General features: G+C 52.8%; 1 protein-coding gene. It reads right to left on the reverse strand.

Going from position 1 to position 2,015, the window contains the following annotated elements:
• Nucleotides 1-1,910: hypothetical protein (locus ACQ9LF_RS13910; RefSeq protein WP_462490024.1), on the reverse strand; the 1,910-nt coding region annotated here is incomplete at its 3' end.
• Between the last annotated feature and the right edge of the window lie 105 nt (nucleotides 1,911-2,015).

Below are 2,015 nucleotides of genomic sequence, written 5' to 3' on the forward strand. Positions count from 1 at the left end.
CTGCCCAGGGAGTATTTCCAGACCCGCCGCCACGTGCCAGCGGGGATGGGCAAGACCGCATTCATATACTCGGTTGGGTTGTTCACCGTGTGGCCGTTAATCTGGCAAGGGAAGCTTGGCCATGACTTTGTATAATCGGTCTGTGCCCTGAACCGCCAGCGTATATCCAGAACTCGCTTACTCATATAGGGTGTTTGGTCATCATACCGCCAATCATAATAGGATGGGCCAAGAATACTCAGGATTAGTTCAAACGCCGAACCATTCTCTCCCCAGAGTTCATCGTTCATCAAGGGATAGGCGGGCTGCTGCGGTTCATGGTTGGCGTCATACGCCGACAATCCGTGGTCGATGTAGGCTTGGCCAAATGTGTAACTGCCGGTTTCGGTGCCATGGAGGTATCTTTCAAAATTAACCGATAGCGGCTGGGCGGCATTTAACGTAAGCCAGTTGAGTTTATAGGTCTGGTTGACAGGCCAGCACCAGCCGAGTTCTTCAACGGCAAGCTCAACCATATTTTGGATGGCGTCGTCGAATTTGCGGTTGATTTTCTTTGCCTGCATGGTCAGGCCGCCATCGGGATTAACGCCGTTAAAAGGGACAGTACCGCTATTGGTCCCGGTTGTTTCTACCGCATAGACAGAGCCGTATTGCCGGTCGCTGCTGGCAGCGATGAAATTCTGACTTTGTGTCATGTAGCCAGCCTCAAACACGCCCTGTATTGGGCCAAGCGTTGCAGGATTGGTGATTTGCAATGCCTTTAAGGGAACTTTACTGCCATATTTCCAGCGAATGGATTGGGAGTCTTCGTAGTAATGCGGCGAGGTGACCTCTTTGGGGTCAACCTGTTTGGGCAGATATTTGCTTGCCGGGAAAATCCCAATAAATTGCTCATAATTGCCCTTGCTGATACTGCCATCGGTTTCGCAATCGATACAATACCGGTGGCAATTGGTGTCATAGGTTGAATACAGATTGGGATTCGGACAGCGAACCCAATCCCGATTAAAGTCGATGGAATGCTGACCGCCGCTGGGTGGCCTGCCGTCATTGGGGCCCCTGGCATTCCCATAATACCGATGATACAAATCTTTTTGACTCCACCACCGGTCGCGGGAGCCGCTGCAATAGACACTATCCGGTAATCCCGCAAAGAATGAATTGGTCGCTCCGCCGTTCATATAACCGGCAGAACTATTGCCCTGTGCCCCACGCAGGGTGTACCAGTCGCCGCCAAAACTGCAGGTCAATGTCCCGCCGGCTGCACAGGCAATCAGCTCCTGTTGTTGGTACTGATTATTGTCCACCTTGATATAGAGCGTCGAGCCCACCCGGCGGGTCGACCGCACCCGAAACCAGCGATTGTTGGCCCCTTCGACACAGCCTTTGAGTTTAAAAGGCGTCCCCGGCCTAAAATCATCTTCTTCTTTGTACCAGGTCTCACTGACGGGAATCAGCGGGCTTCCCTGTTCGCTGTGCTGATTGGAATTGTAAATGCCGTTTTTGGTTACCGAGGTGCAATTGGAAATGACGATTTCGCCTTTTGGGTCTGTCGCCGTAGTCACACCGCCGCAGTTGGCCGTGAAACTATCTTCATAATACACCGTCACCGAACCCGGCCGAATCCCCGGATGGGTCACCTGTCCAGTCGTCCAGCTTGCAGCCACTGCCGAGGCATAAGGGCCAAGGGCGTCGGCAAAGGATGGGGCGAAACGGTATGGATTGGCTTGCGATGCAGGGCCAAACTCGGTGCCCTCTTTCATCGCCATTCGGCCTACGGTAGCAAGCCAGATAAATTTGCTCAAATCCATGTGAGGGATATGGGTGATACGGGATTTTGCTTCTTTTTTGTGGGCCGACGAAATTGGCCAGTCAAAATCAAGCCACGGGTAATCTTTTGAGGTGGTCATGGCCTACCCCCAAACCGCTTGAGCCAGTCCATCGGTCGGATTCCACCGCAGGCTGGCATCGGTTTCTGCCCCGGCAAAAATAAGCGGCATATCCAAAAACCACTT

The organism is Anaeroglomus insulsum (assembly GCF_050689095.1).
GTDB classification, from domain to species: Bacteria; Planctomycetota; Phycisphaerae; order Sedimentisphaerales; family Anaerohalosphaeraceae; genus Anaeroglomus; species Anaeroglomus insulsum.